At 64.0% G+C, this 23,647-nt stretch carries 22 protein-coding genes; 4 read left to right on the top strand and 18 right to left on the bottom strand.

The window, feature by feature from the left end:
- Positions 1–29: 29 nt before the first annotated feature.
- The 4 genes from recG to rnhB all read right to left on the bottom strand — a co-directional run bounded on the left by recG (position 30) and on the right by rnhB (position 4,062).
- A complete protein-coding gene (gene recG, locus ACTHJ1_RS17550; RefSeq protein WP_440195135.1) occupies positions 30–2,102 on the bottom strand; it encodes an ATP-dependent DNA helicase RecG in 2,073 nt (690 codons plus the stop codon).
- Positions 2,103–2,176: 74 nt separating this feature from the next.
- Entirely contained in the window at positions 2,177–2,563 is a 387-nt protein-coding gene (locus ACTHJ1_RS17545; RefSeq protein ID WP_440195132.1) for a Rid family detoxifying hydrolase, read from the bottom strand.
- Positions 2,564–2,658: 95 nt separating this feature from the next.
- A complete protein-coding gene (locus tag ACTHJ1_RS17540; RefSeq protein ID WP_440195129.1) occupies positions 2,659–3,438 on the bottom strand; it encodes a TrmH family RNA methyltransferase in 780 nt (259 codons plus the stop codon).
- A gap of 12 nt (positions 3,439–3,450) precedes the next feature.
- Complete coding sequence (rnhB, locus tag ACTHJ1_RS17535) at positions 3,451–4,062, bottom strand: ribonuclease HII (protein WP_440195126.1); 612 nt, start codon at positions 4,060–4,062, stop codon at positions 3,451–3,453.
- A 78-nt stretch (positions 4,063–4,140) separates the two neighbouring features.
- Here rnhB and ACTHJ1_RS17530 point away from each other — a divergent pair, with 78 nt between their 5' ends.
- Complete coding sequence (locus ACTHJ1_RS17530) at positions 4,141–4,656, top strand: BON domain-containing protein (RefSeq protein WP_440195273.1); 516 nt, start codon at positions 4,141–4,143, stop codon at positions 4,654–4,656.
- Between the two features lie 50 nt (positions 4,657–4,706).
- On the opposite strand, the gene lpxB is transcribed toward ACTHJ1_RS17530, so the two are convergent.
- From lpxB to rpsB, 14 genes are all read right to left on the bottom strand, one after another.
- The gene (gene lpxB / locus ACTHJ1_RS17525; RefSeq protein ID WP_440195123.1) at positions 4,707–5,996 is read right to left on the bottom strand and encodes a lipid-A-disaccharide synthase; all 1,290 of its coding nucleotides are present in this window, start codon (positions 5,994–5,996) and stop codon (positions 4,707–4,709) included.
- Positions 5,993–6,793 (bottom strand): acyl-ACP--UDP-N-acetylglucosamine O-acyltransferase, encoded by an 801-nt coding sequence (lpxA, locus tag ACTHJ1_RS17520; protein ID WP_440195120.1) that lies wholly within the window; start codon positions 6,791–6,793, stop codon positions 5,993–5,995. Before lpxA ends, lpxB begins: the two co-directional genes overlap by 4 nt.
- Positions 6,793–7,248: a 3-hydroxyacyl-ACP dehydratase FabZ gene (gene fabZ / locus ACTHJ1_RS17515; RefSeq protein ID WP_440195117.1), complete on the bottom strand. Its 456-nt coding sequence runs from the start codon at positions 7,246–7,248 to the stop codon at positions 6,793–6,795. The genes lpxA and fabZ overlap by 1 nt, the downstream gene beginning before the upstream one ends.
- Before the next feature lie 75 nt (positions 7,249–7,323).
- Entirely contained in the window at positions 7,324–8,445 is a 1,122-nt protein-coding gene (lpxD, locus tag ACTHJ1_RS17510) for a UDP-3-O-(3-hydroxymyristoyl)glucosamine N-acyltransferase (protein ID WP_440195114.1), read from the bottom strand.
- 31 nt (positions 8,446–8,476) lie between these two features.
- Positions 8,477–9,031, bottom strand: coding sequence for an OmpH family outer membrane protein (locus ACTHJ1_RS17505; protein ID WP_440195111.1), 555 nt, complete (start codon positions 9,029–9,031; stop codon positions 8,477–8,479).
- 128 nt (positions 9,032–9,159) lie between these two features.
- Complete coding sequence (gene bamA, locus ACTHJ1_RS17500) at positions 9,160–11,517, bottom strand: outer membrane protein assembly factor BamA (RefSeq protein WP_440195270.1); 2,358 nt, start codon at positions 11,515–11,517, stop codon at positions 9,160–9,162.
- A gap of 69 nt (positions 11,518–11,586) precedes the next feature.
- A complete protein-coding gene (rseP, locus tag ACTHJ1_RS17495) occupies positions 11,587–12,924 on the bottom strand; it encodes an RIP metalloprotease RseP (protein WP_440195108.1) in 1,338 nt (445 codons plus the stop codon).
- A 171-nt stretch (positions 12,925–13,095) separates the two neighbouring features.
- Complete coding sequence (locus ACTHJ1_RS17490) at positions 13,096–14,313, bottom strand: 1-deoxy-D-xylulose-5-phosphate reductoisomerase (RefSeq protein WP_440195105.1); 1,218 nt, start codon at positions 14,311–14,313, stop codon at positions 13,096–13,098.
- A gap of 2 nt (positions 14,314–14,315) precedes the next feature.
- Positions 14,316–15,173 carry a phosphatidate cytidylyltransferase gene (locus tag ACTHJ1_RS17485; protein ID WP_440195102.1) on the bottom strand — a complete coding sequence of 286 codons (858 nt, stop codon included), beginning with the start codon at positions 15,171–15,173 and terminating at the stop codon, positions 14,316–14,318.
- Positions 15,174–15,210: 37 nt separating this feature from the next.
- Positions 15,211–15,981: a polyprenyl diphosphate synthase gene (gene uppS, locus ACTHJ1_RS17480; protein ID WP_440195099.1), complete on the bottom strand. Its 771-nt coding sequence runs from the start codon at positions 15,979–15,981 to the stop codon at positions 15,211–15,213.
- Between the two features lie 39 nt (positions 15,982–16,020).
- Positions 16,021–16,581, bottom strand: coding sequence for a ribosome recycling factor (gene frr, locus ACTHJ1_RS17475; RefSeq protein WP_440195096.1), 561 nt, complete (start codon positions 16,579–16,581; stop codon positions 16,021–16,023).
- A gap of 11 nt (positions 16,582–16,592) precedes the next feature.
- Positions 16,593–17,312, bottom strand: a complete 720-nt coding sequence (gene pyrH / locus ACTHJ1_RS17470; protein ID WP_440195093.1) for a UMP kinase — start codon at positions 17,310–17,312, stop codon at positions 16,593–16,595.
- 113 nt (positions 17,313–17,425) lie between these two features.
- Positions 17,426–18,304, bottom strand: a complete 879-nt coding sequence (gene tsf / locus ACTHJ1_RS17465; protein ID WP_440195090.1) for a translation elongation factor Ts — start codon at positions 18,302–18,304, stop codon at positions 17,426–17,428.
- A 137-nt stretch (positions 18,305–18,441) separates the two neighbouring features.
- Positions 18,442–19,188, bottom strand: coding sequence for a 30S ribosomal protein S2 (gene rpsB / locus ACTHJ1_RS17460; RefSeq protein ID WP_440195087.1), 747 nt, complete (start codon positions 19,186–19,188; stop codon positions 18,442–18,444).
- A 305-nt stretch (positions 19,189–19,493) separates the two neighbouring features.
- On the opposite strand from rpsB, the gene map reads away from it, so the two are divergent.
- The 3 genes from map to ACTHJ1_RS17445 form a co-directional block, all read left to right on the top strand.
- Entirely contained in the window at positions 19,494–20,318 is an 825-nt protein-coding gene (gene map / locus ACTHJ1_RS17455; protein WP_440195268.1) for a type I methionyl aminopeptidase, read from the top strand.
- A gap of 19 nt (positions 20,319–20,337) precedes the next feature.
- Positions 20,338–22,914 (top strand): [protein-PII] uridylyltransferase, encoded by a 2,577-nt coding sequence (locus ACTHJ1_RS17450; protein ID WP_440195084.1) that lies wholly within the window; start codon positions 20,338–20,340, stop codon positions 22,912–22,914.
- A gap of 69 nt (positions 22,915–22,983) precedes the next feature.
- On the top strand, positions 22,984–23,647 hold a 664-nt coding region (locus ACTHJ1_RS17445), incomplete at its 3' end, for a MarC family protein (protein ID WP_440195081.1).

Raw genomic sequence — 23,647 nt, 5'->3', positions numbered from 1 at the left:
AGGAGCTAAGGCTAAAGGTTGACGAAATATCAGGTGCGCAGAAAGTCTTCGCGCCCGCGCATCCAGCGCGCCAGGTGCGCGGCGACAGCCCGCGGATCGTGCTTGCGCAGCCAGGTCGCGGCCTCCCGGGCCTGCTCGGCGATCGCGGCGTCCAGCTCGATGTCGGCGAAGCGCAACAGCGCCAGGCCCGATTGGCGCGTGCCGAGGAACTCCCCGGGGCCGCGCTGAGCCAGGTCGCGCCGCGCGATTTCGAAGCCATCGTTGGTCTCGAACATGGCACGCAAGCGCTCGCGCGCCACCGGCGACAAAGGGTGCTGATATAGCAGCACGCACACCGATTCGGCCGTACCTCGCCCCACTCGGCCGCGCAGTTGATGCAGCTGCGCCAGACCGAAGCGCTCGGCATGCTCGATCACCATGAGCGACGCATTGGGTACGTCCACGCCCACTTCGATGACCGTGGTGGCGACCAGCAGGTCGATCTCGCCATCGCGAAAAGCGCGCATGACCTCGGCTTTCTCGGCCGGCGCCAGACGGCCGTGCACCAGGCCTATGCGCAGATCCGGCAGCTCGGCCCGCATGGTCTCGTACGTGTCGACGGCGGTCTGCAACTGCAGCGCTTCGCTTTCTTCGACCAGGGGGCAGACCCAATACGCCTGCTGGCCGTGGCGCGCGGCCTGGGCAATGCGCATGAGCACTTCTTCGCGGCGTGCGTCGGCAACCAGCTTGGTCAGCACCGGCGTGCGGCCGGGCGGCAGCTCGTCGATGACCGACACGTCAAGATCGGCGAAGAACGTCATGGCCAGGGTGCGCGGGATCGGCGTGGCGCTCATGTGCAGTTGGTGCGGCGCGAGCCTGCCCTCTTCGCCCTTGCGGCTCAAGGCCAGCCGTTGGCCGACCCCGAAGCGGTGCTGCTCGTCGACGATGGACAAACCCAGGTCGTGAAATACCACGTGGTCCTGCACCAGGGCCTGAGTTCCCACCACCAGTTGCACGGCGCCCTCGGCCGCGGCCGCCGTGGCCTCGCGCCGCGCCTTGACGGGCAGGCTGCCGCTCAGCCAGGCGATCTTCACGCCCAGGGGCTCGAGCCAGGCCGATAGCTTGCGATAGTGCTGCTCGGCCAGGATTTCGGTCGGCGCCATCAACGCCACCTGGGCACCATTGTCGATGACCTGCGCGGCCGCCATGGCGGCCACCACGGTCTTGCCGCTGCCCACGTCGCCCTGCAAAAGGCGATGCATCGGATACGCGCGGCCCAGGTCTTCGGATATTTCATCGCACACCCGCCGCTGCGCCCGCGTCAGCCCGAACGGCAGCGCCGCAAGCAACCGCTGCGTCAGATTGCCGGGCTGCGTGGACGCGGGCATGGGCTGGGCCTGCTTGCTGCGCCGGCCCGCCCTGGCCTCAGCCAGAGACAACTGCTGCGCCAACAGTTCGTCGAACTTGATGCGCCGCCAGGCCGGATGCGCGCGCTCGATCAGGTCGGCTTCGGCCACCCCGGGCGGCGGCGCGTGCAGCAAGCGGATGGACGGCTCGAACGCGTGCAGGTCATAGCGTTCGCGCAAGCCCTCGGGCAGCGTGTCGGACAGATCGGATAATCTGAGCGCCGCGTCGATGGCCTTGCGCAGCGTGGGCTGCGGCAGGCCTTCGGTGCTCGGGTAGACGGGCGTGAGCGCCTGAGGCAGCGGCGCATCGGCATTACTCATGCGCGGGTGCACCATCTCGCGGCCCCAGAGGCCGCCGCGCACCTCGCCGCGCGCACGCAGCCTGCGTCCCGCCGTGAGCTGCTTGTGCTGGCTGCCGTAGAAATTCAGCCAGCGCAGCTGCAACTCGCCCGTGTCGTCGGCGATGATCGCGGTGAGCTGTCGGCGCGGGCGATACTGGATTTCTGAGCGCAGGATGTCGCCTTCGACCTGCGCCGGAAAACCCGGCCGCAGGCGCGCGATGGGCGTGATGCGGGTCTCGTCCTCGTAGCGCAGCGGCAGATGCAGGATGAAATCCTGATGCTCGCGCAGGCCCAGCGCATGGAACTTGCGCTCGATAGCGCTCATTCCCGCTTCGGCTGCGCGGGGCTCGCGGGATGCGGCCGCTGAGGGCGCCATGGATCTACGCGCTCGCAAGTGGCTGCCGGTTCTAGGGCAGACGGGGTCGGACGTGCGGCTCGTTCGCGGCCGTGTCAGATCACCAGAATCGCCTCGACCTCGAACTGGGCGCCCTTGGGCAGGCTGGCCACACCGATAGTCGAGCGTGCAGGGAAAGGCTGAGGAATGAGTTCGGCCATGATGGCGTTAGCCGCGGCGAACTTGCCCAGATCGGTAAGGAAAAGCGTGAGCTTGACGACGTTGTCCAGCGTGCCGCCGGCAGCGGCAACTACGGCCTTGAGGTTGGCGAACGCCTGGCGCACCTGCGCCTCGAAGCTTTCGGCGACCAGTTCACCCGTGGCAGGTTCCAGGCCGATCTGGCCCGAGAGGTACACCGTCTTGCTGCCCGAGGCCGCCACAGCCTGGGAATACGGACCGACCGCGGCCGGCGCGTCATCGGTGTGAATGATCTGTTTGCTCATGGGTTTCTCTCCGGAAGTGCCGCTCAAGGCACGATGCATAATCGTAGCCTATCAGTATTATAAAAACCATAGCACAAAACCGCATGTCCGGTCGTTCACTGCCCGCCATGCACGCGCCGCTGCTCGAAAAGGCATATCGCTGCGGCGACGGCGACGTTGAGCGACTCCACGGCCGCACTATCATGGGGAATGCGCAGGCGCAAGCCGGCAGCCCGCAACAGCTCGGGCGCCACACCCTGCCCCTCATGGCCGAAGACCCAGGCGCAGGAGCGCGGCAAGTCCTGAGCGTAAAGATCGGTCGCGCCCTCGAGCGCCGTGGCGACCAGGGGCAGGTCCAGACGCGGCAGCAAGGCCTGCAGATCCTGATGCTCGTGGATGGCCAGCGCAAAATGCGCGCCCTGACCGCTGCGCACCACCTTGGGGGACCAGGCGGCTGCCGTGCCGATCGACAGGAACACCCTGCGCACCCCTGCCGCCGCGCAGGTGCGCAGCAAGGTGCCGACGTTGCCGGGATCCTGAATACGGTCGAACAGCACGCAGTTCTCGGCGATGCGCCCGGGCAATTCTGGCTCGGGAGGGTGAACCAGAAACAGCACGCCCTGCCCACTTTCCACGCTGGCCAATTCGCGCATCAGGCGCGCATCCAGCGCAATGCAGACCGATGCAGGTAGTTGTGCCGCCAGGGCCTGCAATTCGGGACGCTGCAGCTTTTCTTCGTCGAATACGGCGTAATTGGGCGCGCCATGGCGCTGCAGCCAGGCCTGGCAGAGGTGTACGCCGTCCAGCAGCACCGGTTCTCCGCGGCGACCGGCGCCTGCCGCCGATTTGCGCAGCGTCTTGACCAGCGGATTATCGCGAGAACTTATGGATTTCATGGTCGAACATCGTCAGGTCTGCATCAACGCCTTGACCGGCGCGAAGCTGCGGCGGTGCTCGGGACACGGGCCGTGCTCGCGCAGCAGGTCAAGGTGCTGAGCCGTACCGTAGCCCTTGTGCTTGTCGAAAGCGTACTGCGGATACAGCGCATGCAGGCGCATGAGATCGGCATCGCGCGCCGTCTTGGCCAGGATGGAAGCGGCGGAGATGGCAGGCACTTCCGCGTCGCCCTTGATAATGGTCTGCACCGCGCACTGCAGCCTGGGCGGCTGATTGCCGTCGACCAATGCCAGTCGCGGTGCGACGGCCAGTCCCTCGACGGCGCGCTGCATAGCCAGGAGCGTGGCGCGCAGGATGTTGAGCTTGTCGATCTCCTGGACGCTGGCATGGGCGACGCACCATGCCAGCGAGCGCTCGCGTATGACCAAGGCCAGTTCTTCACGCCTGACTGCGGACAACGCCTTGGAATCGGCCAGGCCCGCGATGGGGCGCGAGGGGTCGAGAATGACGGCGGCAGCGTAAACGGCGCCCGCCAGCGGGCCGCGGCCCGCCTCGTCCACGCCGGCGGTGGCGGAGGCGTCGATGCCGTCGGTCTGGTCGAACAAATCGGGTTGCATGCGCATGCGGCGCAACTTACCATGAATTCCCAGGCACGCTGCGCCAATTCAAAAGGGTCGGCCATGAACAGAATTCATCGGGGTATGGGGATTTTGCTGATCGCACTTGTGAGCCAGGCGTCTTACGCCGACGGCGCCAGGCAGAATCGCGGCAGCGATCCCTTCTTCCAGATTTCGCATGCAGTCGCGAACTGTCCCACTCCGTTGGGACCGCTCTACACGGAAAACGAATGGACCACTCGCGTGCATTATCGCGTCGAGGACGGCAACAGCTGCTGGTGGGAAGGACGCTGCAGATTGTCCAATGCCTACCAATACGACCATGAGATCGCGGAGGCGGTCCGGCGACGCCTTGCGTTCATCGACCGCACGACAGGCTGGCGCGAACATACGGCCTTGTGGCTGATGCTGCAGCGCCGTTTCATCATCGTGCAGGGCTGCGTGTCGGCGAACTTCGACAAGAAGAAATTCTTGTTCGAACTCGCCAAGACTGCCGACGTTCTAAAGGTGATCGACGAGACCACGAACGATCCGAAGACATCGGCGCTACCGTACAGAACGCTCGCGCATCCCGACGTATTGCCGCCCGAACCACACTAGCAACCCTTGTTCGGCCGACGCCCGGCGCAATCAAGTCGGCCCCGGTCGCCTCACAACCGGCCGTCTGCAACCGCAGCGATGGCCTGCGCAGCCAAGGCCGGGGTGTCGCGCAGCAGCTCCTGGTGCAAGGCGGTGAATTTCACTTCCAGTCTCGCTGCGCGAGCGTCGTCGGTCAATGCCGCCCAGGCCGCCGCCTCCAAGGCTTGCGGCGTCGCATCGTCCTGCAAAAGCTCGGGCACGACAAAGTCGCGCAGCAAAATGTTGGGCAAACCTACCCAGGGAAGATAAGGCCGCTCCTGCTTGGACTTCCAGGCCATGATGCGGCGCATCCAGGGCGAAAGCACATAGGAAATGACCATGGGCCGCTTATAGAGCGCGGTTTCCAGTGTGGCCGTGCCGCTGGCGACGAGGACCGCGTCGGCGGCTTCCATGACAGACCATGCCACCGGCTGCGCTGCAGCCGCGTCCTGCCCGACCCGATCTTGCGCCATGACGCAGCGCAGATTGGGCACTGGATATTGCGCCAGCAAGGCTTCGAATTCGGCGCGGCGCTGCGGGTTGACCATAGGAACGACGCACACCAGCTTGGGATCGCGACGCATGAGACCTTGGGCGGCTTGCAGAAAGCGCGGCCCTATCAGACGGATTTCCGACGAGCGGCTGCCCGGCAAAATGGCCAACATGCGGGCCGATGCGTCCACCCCCAACCGCGCGCGCGCGGCTGCGCGATCAGGCCTCATGGGAATAGTCTGCGCGAGCGGATGGCCTACGTAAGTGACCGGGATGTTTTCCTTGCGATAGATCTCTTCTTCGAAGGGAAACAGCACCAGCATGTGCGAAACGGACTCGCGTATCTTGTGAATGCGCTCATAGCGCCAGGCCCAGATCGAAGGCCCTACGAAATGCACGGTGGGCGTGCCGGCCCGGCGCAGTTCGCGTTCAAGGCGCAGATTGAAATCCGGCGCGTCGATGCCTACGAAGACCGCGGGGGGGGCACTCAGTAAGCGCTTTTTCGTATCGTTATAAATGGAGACCAGGCTGGGCAGGCGCTTTAAGGCGTCGACAAATCCGAACACCGTCAGCGCATGCATGTCGTGCCACGCTTCGAAGCCATGCTCCAGCATGCGCGGGCCGCCTATGCCTTGGATCGCAACGCCGGGAAAGCGCTGATGCAGGCCGGCGATGACGCGGCCCGCCAGCAGATCACCGGACGGCTCACCGGCCACCATGCCGATGGCGAGCGAAGCCGCTGCGCGCAAGCCCGCTCGCTCACTGGGCTCGCTGCCCCCCAAGGAAGCGGTCGGCTCCTTGGGGCGGCCAAGCGGAGCCGACGTGCTCATGGACGGATGATGCCGCGCCGGGAGCTTTCGACGAATTCAAGCAAGGTCTGTAAAGCATCGTAAGCTTCGGGTTCGGCCTGCATCTGGGAGCGAAACTGCAGGCAGGCCTCGTCGAGGGTCAGTCCGCGGCGATACAGCGATTTGTACGCGTCGCGCAAAGCCGAAATGGCGATCGGACTGAAGCCCCGACGCTTCAGGCCTTCGACGTTGATGCCCGCCGGACGGCAGGCGCCGTCGTTGCCCGAAGCCAGCACGAAGGGCGGCACGTCCTGCACCAGCGACGTGCCGCCGCCCACCATGCTGTGCGCGCCGATCTTGCAGAACTGATGCACGCCCGTCATGCCGCCGACGATAGCCCAGTCGTGCACTTCGATATGGCCGGCAAGTTGCACCGTGTTGGCCAGGATCGTGTTGTCGCCGATGCGGCAATCGTGCGCGATGTGCACGTAGGCCATGATCCAGTTGTCGCTGCCGACGATGGTCTTGCCGCCGTCCTGCACCGTGCCGGTGTTGAAGGTGGTGAACTCGCGAATCGTGTTGCGGTCGCCGATGAGGAGCTCGGTACGCTCGCCGTCGTATTTTTTGTCCTGGGGCATGCCGCCGATGGAGCAATAGCGGTAGAAGCGGTTGTCGCGGCCGATGGTGGTGACGCCGTCGATGACGCAATGCGGACCGACATCGGTGCCGGCGCCTATGGTTACGTCGGGTCCGATGACGCTGTAGGGCCCCACGTTCACCGTAGGGTCGAGCTTGGCGGCGGGGTCGACGATCGCGGTGGGGTGGATGATTCCGGACATTAGCTTTCCAGGCTGCGGATTGCGCACATGAGTGTGGCTTCGGCCACTTCCTGGCCGTCGACCAGGGCGATACCCTTGTATTTGCAGATGGTGCGGCTCAGGCGTTCGGCCTGGACTTCGAGGCGCAGCTGATCGCCGGGCACGACAGGCTTGCGGAAGCGCGCGCCGTCCACGCCCACCAGATAGTAGGCCGTCTTGCTGGTGTCCAGCGACTTGCTGCCGTCTTCGCTGGAGAAAGAGAAGATGGCTGCGGCCTGGGCCATGGCCTCGACGATGAGCACGCCCGGCATTACCGGCAGATGCGGGAAGTGGCCTTCGAAGAAGGGTTCGTTGATCGAGACGTTCTTGAGGGCCACGATGGATTTGCCCGGCACCATTTCCAGAACGCGGTCGATGAGCAGCATCGGATAACGATGCGGCAACCGTTCCATAATCGCCTTGATGTCGAGTTCCATGCTGAGTCTTTTCCTGAATACGAGTTTTAAATTATTGTTGCCCCGCCATGGCGCATCGGCAGCGAGGCACTGCGGTCAGCTCGCGCCGCCGCTTTTCTTTTCGAGCGCCCGCAAGCGCTTGCGCAAATCGGCCAGGTGAGGAATCACCGCGGCATTGCGCTGCCACTGGGCATGCTCCGAGTAAGGATACACGGACGTGTAGTGCCCGGGCTTGGCGATGCTGGAGAAAATCCCCGTCTTGCCCGATACCGTCACATCGTCGGCGATCGTGATATGGCCGGCGATGGCCGACGAACCGCCGATGATGCAGCGCTCGCCGATGACGGCAGACCCGGCCACAGCCACACAGCCCGCAATGGCGGTATGGGCACCGATGCGCACGTTGTGCGCGATCATGATCAGATTGTCGAGCTTGACGTCGTCGGCGATCTGGGTGTCTTCCAGGGCGCCGCGGTCGATCGTGGTATTGGCGCCGACTTCGACGTCGTCGCCCAGCCTGACCCCGCCCAATTGGGGAATCTTGCCCCAGGCGCCCTTGCCTCGCGTCGAGTCCGGCGCAAAGCCGAAGCCGTCGGCGCCCAGCACTACGCCGCTATGCAGGATGGCGCGCGCTCCGACGGAGACGCCATGATAGAGCGTGACGCGGGCATGCAACCGGCAATCCGGCCCAAGGATTGAACCTTCGCCGATGACGCAACCCGGCCCCAGAATCGTGCCGCGCCCGATGCGGGCGCCGGATTCGACCACGCAGTGCGGTCCCACGCTCACGCCGTCTTCAAGAACGGCGTCGACCGCGACCACCGCAGTGGGATGTACGCCTGGCGGCGGCAAGGGCCGGCGCGCCGCGTCGAACCACTGTGCCAGACGGGCATAAAGCAGGTAAGGCTGGTCGCTGACCACCAGCGCAAACGGTAGCGGCGCGTAAGGCCTTAGCAGCTCGACCGCCTGTTCCGGCACGATGACCGCGGCAGCCTTGGTGCCCATCAGCTGCGACTGATAGCGCTTATTGGTGAGAAAACTGATTTCGCCGGGGCTGGCGCCCGATAGCGTCCCGATGCCGCACACCCGCGGCACGCTTGGCCCTGCACCGCTGGCTGAGTCTGGCGATTCGATTCGCCAGCTCAGCCCCTGCGTATCGGCGCCCGCCAGGAGCTCATCGAGACTGGGCGCTTGCGCTGGATCCAATAAAGCCGGCATGAAAAAACGCGAGACGATCGCTGGAGAGCGATCAGTTCAGGGCCTTGATCACCTGATCGGTGATATCAACGCGCGGGTTGACGGTGACGGCATCTTGGATGATCAGGTCGTAGTTTTGCTGCTCGGCGATCTTCTTGATGGCCGCGTTGGCCTTGGCGACGATGGCCGAGAACTCTTCGTTGCGGCGACGGTTGAAGTCGTCCTGGAACTCCTGGCGCTTGCGCTGCAAGGTCGCGTCAAGATCGGAAAGCTGGCGCTGGCGCGTAGCGCGATCGGAGTCCGACAGCACCGGGCTGTCTTTCTGGAACTGTTCGACCTTGGCGCGCAGTTGGGAGGCCAGTTTCTGCAGGTCGGCATCGCGCGTTTTGAACTCGGCTTCGATCTTGGCTTGAGCAGCCTTTGCTGGCGCCGACTCGCGCAGGATGCGCTCGGTATTGACGAAACCGATCTTGGTGCCTTGCGTCGAGGCGGCCGCGGTCGGCGCCGTGGTCGTCGCGGCCTGGGCCGTGCCCATGACGACCGAGCCTGCCAACAGCGCGACGGCAACGGTCATGGCGCCATGGCGCAGAATGCGGGATTGGGTCATACGGACAAAATCAGACATTGAAACTCTCACCTGAAAGTACATGCCGCATCAAGCGGCAAAAAACGAAATCTGCCTGGAGCAGTATTGTGCCATGCCCGGAGGCATGGTCTTTGTGAACGGGACGAAAATCAGAAGGCCGTGCCCACCTGGAACTGGAAGGCTTCCTTGTTGTCGCCTGCCTTGGCATTGAGCGCCTTGCCGACGGAAATTTGCAGCGGACCGATAGGCGATTGCCATGACAGACCGATACCCGCGGACATGCGCCAGGCGCAAGGATCGGTGACGGTAAAGCCGTAGGCATTGGAGTAGGTACCGCTGGAGCATCCGGTGCTTCCGGGGATCGAGCTGGTCGGCGCCACCTGGCCCGCATCGGCGAACAGGAACCAGCGCAACGTTCCGTCGTGCCCGGTGCCCGGAACCGGCAGATAAAGCTGTACGTTGGCCGCCAGCATGCGTTGGCCGCCGAGGAAGTCGCCCGTGTTCTGGTCGCGCGGACCCAGCGAGGAAGACTGGTAGCCGCGCACCGAACCCAGACCGCCGCCGTAAATGTCCTTGATCACCGGGTAAGGCCTGCCGCCGTAGGCGAAGCCGTAGTTGGCCAGGCCATTGAAGGCCAGCGTATAAGAACGGCTCAAGGGAATGTAGTACTGATGCTGCGCACTGAGCATGACGTACTTCAAGCCCGCCGCGCCGACGTCGGCGTTCAGCTTCGTATACGAACCGCGGGTGGGAGACAGCGCGCTGTCGCGAGTATCCTTGGACCAGCCGGTGTTCAGGATGAGTGCGTTGGTGGTGGTGCCGTAAGTATTGACGTAATCCGTGTAGGCAGCCGGCGAATTGTTGCCGTACAGGCCTATGGTGTTGCGTTCGACGCTGGCGCCCAGAAAGATACGATCGGTGTCGGTAATGGGCACACCGAAGTTCAGGCCTGCACCATAGGTACGGACCATGTACTGCCCCGAGTCGGCGATCCAGGGCCGGGTCAGGCGGTAATAAAGCGAAACCGTGCGACTGATGCCGTCTTTGGTGAAGTACGGATCCGTTTCGGTCAGCACCGCCGAGCTCTGCACGCTGCTGGTGCCGATGTTGAACGACACGTTGTGGCCGCTGCCGAACAGGTTGTCCTGGCTGATGCCGGCCTGGAGAATGGCCTTGTCTGCCGAACCGTAGCCCACGCCCAGGCTGATCATGCCGGTGGGCTTTTCCTTGACGTTGACGTTGACGTCGACCTGGTCGGGCGAGCCCGGAACCGGTTCGGTCTTGACATCGACCGAGGTGAAATAACCCAGGCGGTCGATGCGGTCACGCGAGACGCGGATCTGGTTGGAGTCGTACCAGGCGGCCTCCTGCTGGCGCATTTCGCGACGGATGACCGTGTCGCGGGTGCGCGTGTTGCCGGCCATCTGGATGCGGCGCACGTACACGCGGCGGCTCGGATCGATATAGAACGTGAGGTCAGCCTCGTGTTTGGCACGATCCAGAACCGGACTGGGATTGACGTTTGCGAAGGCATAACCCAGCTCGCCCAGGTAGTCGCCAATTGCCTTGGCCGTCTTGTTGGTCTGCGAGGCATCGAAAACCGTGTTCGGCTTGACCGTCACCAGTTTTTGCAATTCGGCGTCCAGCCCCAGCATATTGCCGGCCAGTTTGACGCTGCGCACCTTGTAGGGCTTGCCTTCGTGAATGGCAATGGTGATGTAAATGCTGCTGCGGTCGGGCGAGATCGTGACCTGTGGCGGCTCGTTGGAGTATTCCAGGTAGCCGTGGTTCAGATAGAAGGAGCGGATCCTGTCGACATCGGCCTCGAGTTTCTCGCGCGAATATTTGTCGGTGTCGGTATACCAGGTGAACCAGCCCGGCGTGCTCATATCGACCTGATCCATCAGCGTGCTGGTGGAAAAGGCCTTGTTGCCGACGAAATGGATACCACGAATCTTGGCACGACTGCCTTCGAAGACGTCGAAAGCAATGCCCACGCGGTTGCGCGGCAGCGGCGTCACCGTGGCGTTGACTTCGGTGCTGTACAGACCTTTGCTCAAGTACTGCTGCTTGAGCTCGCTCTCGGCCTGGTCGAGGGCGGATTGGTCGAAAATGCGGCCCTCGGCAAAGCCCACCTTGGCAAGCTCGGACACGATGTCCTTGGATTGGAACTCATGCATGCCGGAGAACGTGATGGAAGCGACCGTGGGACGCTCGACCACCGTCACGATCACCACATTGCCCTCTGTGCCGATTTTCACGTCGTTGAAGAAATTGGACGCGTACAGGCGGCGGATAGCCTCGTTGGCTTCCTGATCGTTGAAATCCTGACCCACCTTGAAAGGTAGATAGCCGAAGACCGTACCCGCGTCGACGCGCTGCAGGCCCTGGACGCGGATATCCTTGACGATGAAAGCCTGCGCCCAGGTCGGGGCCAGTAGCACGGCCCCGATTAGCAGATACTTCAGCAAATACCTCAGCGACGGTTGGAGCACTCGCTGAAACATCCGGCGACAAAACATAAGCTGAGGTATCCTTAGGTGGGCACGAAACCGAGCATTTTATGCGATTCGCGCCTAGGTGAACAGGCGGGCAAAATCATTGAAGAGCGCCAGCCCCATCAGGCAGACCAAAAGGCCCAGGCCGGTGCGCTGACCAATCTGCATCCAACGTTCTGGCACCGGGCGCCCACGGACGACCTCGAGCAGGTAGTACAGCAGATGGCCGCCGTCCAGCATGGGTATGGGCAGAAGATTGAGCACCCCCAGACTGATACTGATGAGCGCCAGATAGGACACATAAGCGGCCAGTCCGATACGGGCGGTCTGGCCGGCGTAATCGGCCATGGTCACCGGGCCACTGAGATTGCGCCAGGAAATATCGCCCACTGCCATGCGGCCCATCATGCGCAGCGACATCCAGGCCGTATCCCAGGTGCGCCGCGCACCGTGCCACACGCTGTCAAGAACGCCGTAGCGCACAGTGACCATGGGCACGTCGCCGCCCAGCAGCACGCCGATGCGACCCACCTCGCGGCCTTCGGCCTGCACATCGCGAGGAACCACGTGCAGCGAGATCGCTACCCCACCACGCAGCACGGTAATGGGCAACGAGACGCCCGCATGCTGCTGGATGTAGCCGACTAAGGCAGAGGCATCGAGCGGACCCTTCAAGTCTCCTACGCCGACGATGGTATCGCCCGCTTGCAGGCCGGCGGCCTGGCCAGGGCTGCCGGCGCCGACCTCGCGCACCACAGGGCGCGGGCGCTGCAGATGCAAGCCCGCCGCGGCTAGCGGATCACCCTGGGACGGATCCAGGCGGTTGCCGGTCTTGAGCACCAGCACGCGGCGCTGCACTCCGCCCGCAGCCGGCTGCACATCCAATGCAGCCTGGCCGCCCGAGGAAAGCACATCCAACAAACGCCAACGCGCGTCGTTCCAGGACGCCACGGCATTGCCATCAATCGCCAATATCTTGTCGCCCGCCATGAAGCCGGCCTGCCCGGCCGGACTGCTGATCTCGGGCTGGCCCAGAATGGGTGCTGGCACCTGTGTGCCGACCATGTCCAGTCCGGCATAAAACACTACTGCCAGAACCAGATTGAATACCGGCCCCGCGGCCACGATGGCCATGCGTCGCCATACGGGCTGGGCATTGAAAGACCGCGCCGCCTCGGCCCGGGACGCGCCCGGCTCGGGATCGTCCTGCATCTTCACGTAGCCGCCCAGCGGGATGGCCGATACGGCCCACTCCGTGCCGTGTTTATCGGTGCGGCGCAAGATCGCCCGGCCGAAGCCGATGGAAAACCGCAGGACGCGCACACCGCACAGGCGGGCTATCCAGTAGTGACCCAACTCGTGAAACGTGATGAGAATGCCGAGCGCGACAACGAAGGCGATTAGCGTCAGGAACATGTATGGCGGTGAAGGTTTATGAGACGTCGGGATGAGTTCTTGAGAGCGCTGGTCGTCGGGTTCCTCTGGCGCCGAAGCCGCCCTGCGCACTTCCGATGCTCGCCCGGCTCGCGTCAGGACTCTCTTAGTCTAGCGACGGCCGCTCAAGAACCCGGACCAATCGAGAAAGACTCAGGCCAGCCCCAGATTACCGGCATAGGCACGCGCCGCGGCATCGGCAGCCAGCACGTCTTCAAGGGAACCCAGCGTAGCAGATGGCTGACCCGCCTGCCAATCGAGCGAGGCCTCGATGACCCGGGCGATTCCGGTATACGGCAGGCGGCGTTCGAGAAAAGCCTGCACTGCGATCTCGTTGGCCGCGTTGAGCGCGATGCAGGCGCCCTGCCCGGCCTTGAGCGCGTGAAAACACAGCGGCAGGCAGGGAAAGCGCGCAAAGTCCGGCTCTTCGAAATCCAACCGCCCCGCGCGGGCCAGATCCAACAGGCCCACACCGCTTTCGAGACGGTCGGGAAACCCCAGTCCGTAGGAAATGGGGGTACGCATATCGGGATTGCCCAGCTGGGCCAGCACCGAACCGTCCACATACTCGACCAGCGAATGCACCACGCTTTGCGGATGAATCACCACCTCAATGCGCTCAGGCGGCGTGGAGAACAGCCAATGCGCCTCGATCACTTCCAGCCCCTTGTTGACCATGGTCGCCGAATCGACGGAAATCTTGCGGCCCATGCTCCAGTTGGGATGGGCACAGGCCTGCTCGGGCGTGACGCTTTGCAGGTTCGCGGGATCGGCCAGGCGGAACGGTCCGCCCGAGGCTGTCAACAGCAGGCGACGCACGCTTGCGTCCGGCGCCGCGGGCGCATGGGCGCGATTGCCCGATGCGCCCTGATGCGGCAGGCACTGGAAAATCGCGTTGTGTTCGCTGTCGATGGGCAGCAGTTCGGCTCCACCGTCGCGCACTGACTGCATGAAGAGCGTGCCAGCGGCGACCAGGGCCTCTTTGTTGGCCAGCAGAATGCGCTTGCCTGCATGCGCCGCCGCCAGAGCGGACGGCAGACCGGCCGCGCCGACAATAGCCGCCACGACCGTATCGCATTGGGGATCGGCAGCCGTCTCGACCAGCGCTTGGGCGCCGACGCGAATCTCGGGAAAATTTTTACCGCGCCAAGCCGCAACGAACCGCGCGCGCGCGGCGTCGTCAGGCACCAGCACTATGGATGCGCCGCAAGTCGCGGCCTGTTCGGCGAGGCTTTCCATGCGGCTGTTCGCCGACAAGGCATGAACGCGCAGGCGATCGGGATGCCGCGCGATAACGTCCAGCGTGCTTACACCGATGGAGCCGGTCGAACCCAGCACGACGACGCGCCGCGGCCCGGAGGCTTGTCGCATGGTCAAAACAGGGCTCCCGAAATCAGCAGCGCAATAGGCACGACCGGCAGAATGGCATCAATGCGGTCGAACACGCCGCCGTGGCCCGGCAGCAGACCACTGGAATCCTTGACGCCGGCGCGCCGCTTGAGTAGCGATTCGAACAGATCGCCCATGATGGATACCGCACCCAGGACGGCAGCGACGGGAATGGCGCCCCATAACGACCAGCGGTCGACCAGCATATAGCCGAAAGTGTCGGGCCACCATGCGCCGATCAATGTCACGACAACCGCCCCCAGCAGGCCGCAAAGTGCGCCTTCGACTGTTTTGCCTGGGCTGACCCTGGGCGCAAGTTTGTGGCGCCCGAACTTGCGACCGCCAAAATAGGCGCAGATGTCGGCGGTCCACACCAGCAGCAGCAGCGTCAGCACGAACAGGGGCCCGAAGGCCAGATACATCACGGCCAGCACGATCCAGGCGGAGACGGTCGCCAGCACGGCGAATATCGACCAGCCGATGCTGGCGGGCGGCGCATCGGCCCGGCCGCGCACCACTGCCGCGGTGGCGCCAACCAGCCAGATCAAGCTGACGACGACGACCAGCGCGCCGCTGGCCAGAAGCTCCTGCGGCAGCACGCCCCCCATGGGTGAACTCCAGATCCAGGCCAGGGCCATTAGAAAACAGCAGACGATGAGGGCGACCAGACGCGGCACAATCGCAGGTACGCGCTCGGGCAGCGTCAAGCGCAGCCATTCCCAGCAGGCGCAGGCAGCCGTCAGCGCCAACAGCGCCAGCACCCAGATGGGTTGAGGCGCGGCCACTGCCGCGGCCAATACGGCGAGCAGAACGGCGGCGGTAATGATGCGCTGGCGTAACATCGCTAGGACTCTCGCGGGTGGCTATGTAAAGGGGGAATCACTGGGGCGGCCGGCGCGCCGCCAGCACCTGCGCGCTGGTTCGTCCGAAACGACGCTCGCGGCCGCCGTACCACGCAATGGCTTCTTGCAGGGCTGCCCGATCGAAATCGGGCCAGTACGTGTCGGTGAAATACAGTTCGGTGTAGGCAAGCTGCCAGATCAGGAAATTCGAGACCCGCTGCTCGCCGCCCGTGCGGATGAATAGGTCGGGTTCGGGCGCCCAAGGCATCGACAGATGCGCCGACAAGGCGTTTTCGTCGATGCGTTCGGGATGCTCGGCCAGGCTGGGATCGGCCCGCAGCATGCCGCGCATGGCCTGCAGCACGTCCCAGCGGCCGCCATAGTTGGCCGCGATCGACAGATGCAGCTGATCGTTATGCTCGGTGCGCGCCTCGGCCTGGCGGATGAGCTCCTGCAAGCGAGGTTCGAAAGGCGAAAGATCGCCCACCACCCGCAGGCGAACGCCCTGCTTTTCCAGCTTGACGACCTCGCGCTCCAGCGACTTGACGAACAGCCGCATCAGAAGCGATACCTCGTCGGCCGGACGGCGCCAATTCTCGGAACTGAAGGCGAACAGCGTGAGATAGCGCACCCCCAGATGGCCGCAGGCTTCGACCGTGCGGCGCACGGCCTGCACGCCCTTGATATGGCCTGCCGTACGCGGCAGATGCCGACGCGTGGCCCAACGACCGTTGCCATCCATGATGATGGCAACGTGCCGCGGCACACCGCTGGTCTGCGGTACGGCGAGAGTGGAGCTGGAGGTCATGATGGTGTGCGAGGCACGCCGGCATTGCGGCAGGGCCGCCTACACCGTCATGATTTCGGCTTCTTTCTGCGCGACCAGTTTGTCGATGTCGGCCACGAAGCGGTCGGTGAGCTTCTGCACGTCGTCTTGCGCGCGGCGCTCGTCGTCTTCGGAAATGGTCTTGTCCTTGACCAGTTTCTTCAGGCTGTCGTTGGCATCGCGGCGCAGATTGCGCACGGCCACCTTGGCATCCTCGCCTTCGCTGCGCGCCACCTTGGTCAGCTCGCGGCGGCGCTCTTCGGTGAGCGCGGGCATGGGCACGCGGATGGTATCGCCCAGGGCCATGGGATTGAGGCCCAGATCGGACTCGCGGATGGCCTTCTCGATGGGCTGAAGCATGGTTTTTTCATACGGCTGCACGCTGATCGTGCGAGCGTCGACCAGAGTCAGGTTGGCCACCTGGCCCACCGGCACCGGCGAGCCGTAATACTCGACCTGCACATGATCCAGGATGCTGGGGTGCGCGCGGCCCGTGCGCAGCTTGCCCAGATTGGACCTGAGGGTATCCAGCGACTTGGTCATCCGGCTGTCGGCGGATTTGCGAATGTCTGCAACGCTCATGAGGTTTCCTTTTATACGTGTACCAGCGTGCCTTCGTCTTCACCGGCCACGACGCGATTGAGCGCGCCCGGCTTGTTGATCGAAAACACCTTGATGGGCAGTTTCTGGTCGCGGCACAGCGCGAACGCAGTCGCGTCCATCACTTCGAGGCGGCGCACGATGGCCTCGTCGAAGCTGATGCGCGCATAGCGCGTGGCGGTGGGATCCTTGTTGGGATCGGCGCTATAGATGCCGTCGACCTTGGTGGCCTTGAGCACGATCTCGGCGCCGATCTCGGCGCCGCGCAGCGCCGCCGCGGTATCGGTGGTGAAGAAGGGGTTGCCCGTGCCGGCCGCAAAAATAACGACCTTGCCTTCTTCGAGGTAACGCAGCGTCTTGGGGCGGATATAGGGTTCGACCACCTGCTCGATGTTCAGCGCCGACTGCACACGAGCATCCACGCCCTGGTGCTTGAGAGCGTCCTGCAGGGCGAGCGAGTTCATGATGGTGGCCATCATGCCCATGTAGTCGGCCGTGGCGCGATCCATGCCCTGCGCGCCCGGGGCCACGCCGCGGAAGATATTGCCACCGCCGATGACGATGGCCAGCTCGATGCCGGTGGAAGCGACCTCGGCGATTTCCTGGGTCATGCGAATGATGGTGCTGCGGTTGATGCCGAAAGCATCCTCGCCCATCAGGGCTTCGCCGGAAAGCTTGAGGAGAACCCGGTTGTACGATCTGCTGCTGGTCATAGGCATGCCCCTGGGAACGGTTCCGACGAAAGTGTAAGACAAGAAACGGGCCGGGGCGGGGTACGGGGCTTTCGGCCCCTGGCGCCCCCGCGCCGGCCCGCAGAACTGCTGGATCAGGCTTGGCCGGCAGCGGCAGCGGCCACTTCGGCCGCGAAGTCGGTGACTTTTTTCTCGATGCCTTCACCCACGACGAAAAGTACGAACTTGGTGATCGAGGCGTTCTTTTCCTTGAGCATTTGTTCGATAGTCTGCTTGTCGTTCTTGACGAAGGGCTGCGACAGCAGCGTGACTTCTTTCAGGAACTTGGCGATCGAACCATCGACCATCTTGGCGACGATGTCGGCGGGCTTGCCCGATTCGGCAGCCTTGGCTTCGGCCACCGAACGCTCGGTGGCGATGTCGGCGGCGGGCACGCCGTCGGCATTCAGGGCCTTGGGCTTGGTGGCTGCAATGTGCATGGCCAGGTCCTTGCCCACTTCGTCGGCGCCGGCGAACTCGACCAGCACGCCGATGCGGCCGCCGTGCACGTAGCTGGCAAGCTTGTTGGGCGTCTGGATGCGTTCGAAGCGGCGGATGCTCATGTTTTCGCCGATCTTGCCGATGAGTGCGGTGCGGGTCGCTTCGACCGTGCTATCGCCGTAGGGCAGCGAGGACAGCGCGGCCACATCGGCGGGATTCTTCTCGGCAACCAGCTTGGCCAAACCGTTGACATATGCGACGAAGTCGTCGTTCTTGGCGACGAAGTCGGTTTCGCAGTTGACTTCGATCACGGCGCCTTGCTTGGCGTCGGCCGAGATGTACAGGCCGATCAGGCCTTCGGCGGTGACGCGGGTGGCGGCCTTGCTGGCTTTGTTGCCCAACTTGACGCGCAGGATCTCCTCAGCCTTGGCCAGGTCGCCGGCGGCCTCGGTCAGGGCCTTTTTGCATTCCATCATGGGCGCGTCGGTCTTTTCGCGCAGTTCCTTGACCAGGGCAGCGGTAATTTCAGCCATGTTTGCTCCAAATTTCGTAAGACATGCCCCGGGCTGGCCGGGGCAGAAATGATGCTGCGAGTGCAAAGCGCCGGCACGCGGCGCAACGCTTGCTCCGTCGGCCAGCCAATTCAGGCTAGCCGACGGACATGACAGGCTCAGGCCTGGTTGTCCTGGACTTCGACGAACTCTTCCTGACCCTCGATCTCTTCGACCAGGCCGTTCAGGTTTTGCTGACGGCCTTCGAGGATCGCGTCGGCGATGCCCTTGGCGTACAGCGCGATGGCCTTGGCCGAGTCGTCGTTGCCGGGGATGATGTAGTCCACGCCGTCGGGAGCGTGGTTGGTATCGACCACGGCCACGACCGGGATGCCCAGAGTGCGGGCTTCAGCCACGGCAATTTTGTGGTAACCCACGTCGATCACGAACATGGCATCGGGCAGCGTGGTCATGTCCTTGATGCCGCCGATCGACTTGTTCAGCTTTTCCAGTTCGCGCTGGAACAGCAAGCCTTCCTTCTTGATCATGCGCTCGGCGCCGCCCTCGGCGACGACAGCTTCCATGTCTTTCAGGCGCTTGATCGAAGCCTTGACCGTCTTGAAGTTGGTCAGCATGCCGCCGAGCCAGCGGGCATCGACGTAAGGCATGCCGGCGCGGGAGGCTTCCGTGGCGACCAGCTCGCGGGCGGCGCGCTTGGTGCCGACAAAGAGCACATTGCCGCCGCGGGCGGCCAGCTGCTTCACGAACTTGGTGGCTTCGAGGTACTTCTCAACCGTCTTTTCGAGGTTGATGATGTGAATCTTGTTGCGGCTACCGAAGATGTAGGGAGCCATCTTCGGATTCCAGTAACGGGTCTGGTGACCGAAGTGGACACCGGCTTCAAGCATTTCGCGCATAAGGGACATAATGTTCTCCTAGGGTTTGGACTTGCACGCTCGCCAGCACCCGCCTGCTTTTTTACAATCGCTTTTTTTGCAATCGGCAGACGGGCACCCTGGTTGGCAAGGTGCGGGATTTGGCGCTTAATCTTCGGTTCCTTTCGGTTCAATCCTGGGGATAAACCTTGGGTCAAACGCCGGAAAGCCTATAATTCTACTATTTTCCAGGGCAAACCCTCAAGTGGCATGCCCCGAGGCCTTAAACACGCTATAAACCCGGCCCAAAAAAACAGGGTCGGATTGTTAAAAATTCTGCTGGACACGCCATGGCAATCGAACTCGTCACCGACCCCGCCGACCTGGCCAAGATGCGCGCCGCCTGCCAGGACGCCGCGCTCATCCTGGATTACCTTACTCCATTCGTGAAACCGGGTGTCACCACCGGCGAGCTCGACCGTCTGTGCATGGAATACCTCACCGACGAACTCAAGGTGAAGTCAGCCACCGTGGGCTACGCGCCTCCAGGCTACCCGCCCTTCCCCGGCGCCATCTGCACCTCGGTCAACCATGTGGTCTGTCACGGCATCCCCGGCGACAAGGTCTTGAAGAACGGCGACTCCATCAACCTGGACGTCACCATCATCAAGGACGGCTGGTTCGGTGATACCAGCCGCATGTACGCCGTGGGCGAGCAATCCATCCTGTCGCGCCGTCTGACCGACGTCACTTTCGAATGCATGTGGAAAGGCATCGAACAGGTACGCCCTGGCGCCACGCTGGGCGACAGCGGCCATGCCATCCAGAAGCACGGCGAGGCCGCCGGCTTTTCCATCGTGCGCGAATACTGCGGCCACGGCGTAGGCCGGCGCTTTCACCAGGATCCGCAGATCCTGCACTACGGCAAGCCCGGCATGGGCATCAAACTGGTGCCAGGCATGATCTTCACCATCGAGCCCATGGTCAACGCAGGCCGCAAAGAGATCCGCAACATGGCCGACGGCTGGACGGTGGTAACGCGAGACCACAGCCTGTCGGCGCAGTGGGAGCATTCCGTACTGGTGACCGAGACTGGCTACGAGGTGTTGACCGTCTCGCCCGGCGTACCCCAGCCTCCGGCCTTCATCACCGAACCGCTGTCCGTTCCCGCCCTCGCCTGACCCAACGGCTGCCGTTCGCATGAGCTTCGCCGAGCTTGTCCAGATCAAGTCCCGGATGCAGGCTGCGCGTGCCGCGGCCATCGCCCGGTTTCACGACCACGGCCGCCCCGACACACTGCTGGCCGACCTGCGCCGCGATGTCGACCGGGCGCTGCGCGACCTGCTGACGCTGCGCCCGCTGCCCAAGGGAGCCGCCCTGGCGGCCGTAGGCGGATACGGCCGCGGCGACCTGTTTCCGCACTCCGATGTCGACCTGCTCATCCTGCTGCCGCAGGCGCCTTCGCCCGCGGACGAGGCCGCCGTCGAAGGACTGGTCGCCGCGCTCTGGGATCTGGGCCTCGAACCCGGCCACAGCGTACGCACCATCGAAGACTGCGAACGCGAGGCCAGGGCCGACATCACGGTGGAAACCGCCCTGCTCGAGTCGCGCTGGCTGGCGGGCAGCCGCGGCCTCTTCAGACGTTTCGAGGCGGCCATGGACGACTGCCTGGATGCGCGCACCTTCTTCCTGGCCAAACGGGTCGAACTGCAGCAGCGCCACGCCCGCTATCAAGAAACCCCTTACGCGCTGGAGCCGAACTGCAAAGAATCGCCCGGCGGCCTGCGCGATCTGCAGGTGATTCTTTGGATGGCGCGTGCGGCAAACTTCGGCCGCAGCTGGAGCCAGATCGCCCAGGCGGGCCTGCTCACGCCGACCGAGGCCCGCACACTGCGAGGCGCCGAGCAGGCGCTCAAGCGCTTGCGCATCGAACTTCACCTGCTCGCCAACCGCCGCGAAGACCGGCTGCTGTTCGACCTGCAGCCGGGCCTCGCGCAGGTATACGGCATCGAAGATACGGCCACGCGCCGAGCCAGCGAGCTGCTCATGCAGCGCTACTACCGCGCTGCGGGCCAGGTGACGCAGCTGAACGTGATTCTGGTGCAGAACATCGAAGAGCGCCTCTTTCCGCGCCCGGCTGACGAAGCCACCCTCATCGACGCCGATTTCCGCCAGTTGCACGAGCGCCTGGACATCGTTCATGACGATGCCTTCGAGCGCAATCCCGGTCTGATGCTGCGCGCCTTTCTGGTCATGCAGCAGCACGTCACGCTGACCGGCATGTCGGCGCGCACCATGCGGGCCATCTGGCACGCGCGCGGCCGCATCGACTCGGATTTCCGCAAGAACCCAGCCAACCATCGGCTGTTCCTCGAGATTCTGCAGCAGCCTCAGGGCATCGTGCACGAATTGCGCCGCATGGCCATGCTTGGAGTACTGCCCCGTTATCTGCCTGTCTTCAAGCGCATCGTGGGCCAGATGCAGCACGACCTATTCCACGTCTATACGGTCGACCAGCACACGCTGCAGGTGCTGCGCAACGTGCGCCGCTTCACCATGCCCGAGCATGCGCAGGAGTATCCGCTGGCCAGCCAGCTGATCGCGGGGCTGGACCGGCATTGGCTGCTCTACGTGGCTGCGCTCTTTCACGACATTGCCAAAGGCCGCGGCGGCGATCACTCGCAATTAGGCGCCGTCGAAGTGCGCCGCTTCGCCCGGCAGCATGGCCTGGCTGCCGAAGACGCCGAGCTGGTCGAGTTCCTGGTGCGCAACCACCTGCTGATGTCGGCCGTGGCGCAAAAGCGCGATCTCTCCGATCCGGCTGTCATCGAAGAATTCACCCGCCAGGTGCACGACGAACGGCACCTGACCGCGCTCTATCTTCTGACCGTGGCCGACATCCGCGGCACCAGCCCAAAGGTCTGGAACGCCTGGAAAGGCAAACTGCTCGAAGATCTGTACCGCCTGACCCTGGAACGGCTGGGCGGCGAGCGCGCGGACGCAACCACCGTGCTCTCCCGGCGCCGCGAAGAAGCCGCGCGCCTGACCCGTCTGGCAGGCCTGACCGATGCCGAGCGCGACCCGTTCTGGAAACAGCTCGATGTGGCCTATTTCCTGCGCCACGAACCGTCGGAAATCGCCTGGCACACGCGACATCTCTACTATCAGAGCGCTCCCGACAAGCCCGTGGTGCGCGTCCGCCCCACCGAACACGGGGAAGGCCTGCAGGTGATGGTCTATACCCGCGATGTGCCGCAGCTGTTCGTCAATACCTGCGGATATTTCGACAGCAAGTCGCTCAGCATCCAGGACGCGCGCGTGCATACCACCCGGCATGGCTGGGCGCTGGACAGCTATATCGTCCTGCCGCCTGAAAACGGCAGCGACCTGCGCTCGCTTGCGTCCCTGGTAGAGCACGAGCTGGCCGAAAGACTAGCCGCGCCGGACTCGGCGCGCGCATGGAGCGGCGGCGCACGCGCGCGGCAATCGCGTCGCTCCCGCGCTTTCCCCATCGTGCCCCAAGCCGAGCTGCAACCCGACGAACGCAGCCAGTCCTGGCGCCTGACCGTGACGGCCACCGACCGGCCTGGCCTGTTGCACGCGCTGGCGCGGGTTTTTTCCTCGAACGAGATCAGCCTCATCATGGCCAAGATCATGACGCTGGGCGATCGCGTGGAAGACGTCTTCATCATCTCGGGCTCGGCCCTGGAGCGGCCGCGCGTCCAGATGCAGTTCGAGCGCGACGTATTGCAGGCGCTGGCCGGCGAAGAAAATTAACGCAATCGCCGACTTCGGACCTGCACGCATGAGTACAATTCTCGGCACCCTTCCCAGCCCTTTACGCGCATGGCCATCTACGACTACGCCTCGGCTTTCGGACGCAGTTTCTTCCTGGCCTTCGCCACGCTGCTGCCCATTCTCAACCCGCCTGCGGTCGCGCCCATTTTCCTGACGCTGACCGACGGCGCCTCGCACGCCACGCGCGTGGACCTGGCCCGCCGTGTGACCATCAACGCCACGCTCCTGATGATCGGGTCGCTCATTGCGGGCAACGTCGTGCTCGGATTCTTCGGCATATCGTTGGCAGCCGTGCGCGTGGGCGGTGGCCTGCTGGTGATCTACAGCGGCTGGCGGCTAGTGAACTCGGCCGACGCCGACAGCGACGGCAAGGCCCAGATGGCGCAGGTCTTCACGCCAGAAATCGCGCGGGCACGCGCCTTCTATCCGCTGGCTTTTCCCATCTGCGTCGGCCCGGGCTGCATTTCCGCGGCCATTACGGTGGGCGCCTCGCTGCGCGGTCAGCATCCGTCTCCGCTCATGAGCGCCACCCAGTATGCCGGCGCCCTGCCCGGCCTGCTGGCAGTAGGCTGGATCCTGTTCCTTTGCCTGCGTTTTGGCGAACCCCTGCTCAGCAAACTGGGCAGCAACGGCACGGCCATCTTCATGCGCATGTCGGCTTTCGTGCTGCTGTGCCTGGGCGTGCAGATCTGCTGGGACGGCGCACACGACC

Origin of the sequence: Bordetella sp., from assembly GCF_051960075.1 — a bacterium.
Lineage (GTDB): Bacteria > Pseudomonadota > Gammaproteobacteria > Burkholderiales > Burkholderiaceae_B > Bordetella.
This window is presented reverse-complemented; position numbering and strand designations above follow the sequence as displayed.